General features: G+C 58.6%; 1 tRNA gene. It reads right to left on the minus strand.

The window, feature by feature from the left end:
* Positions 1-63 precede the first annotated feature (63 nt).
* Positions 64-136 (minus strand) — tRNA-Gln (locus EXE44_RS19945).
* Positions 137-210 lie beyond the last annotated feature (74 nt).

Raw genomic sequence — 210 nt, forward strand, 5'->3', positions numbered from 1 at the left:
TCCACTGGAAACCGCTGGACGTGGATCCCTCTGGGTTCCAGTTGAAACGGCACGGAGCAGAAGTAGTCCATCCTGGATTCGAACCAGGGTCGAAGCCCCCAGAAGGCTTCAGGATTGGCCACTACCCCAATGGACTGCGCACTTATCGGTAGCCAGTACGTCTTTGTAAGCGTTGCGCGTTGCGGTCGCCGTGCGATCGGTTGACGCTCC

Origin of the sequence: Halorubrum sp. SS7 (assembly GCF_005435055.1) — an archaeon.
Lineage (GTDB): Archaea > Halobacteriota > Halobacteria > Halobacteriales > Haloferacaceae > Halorubrum > Halorubrum salinarum.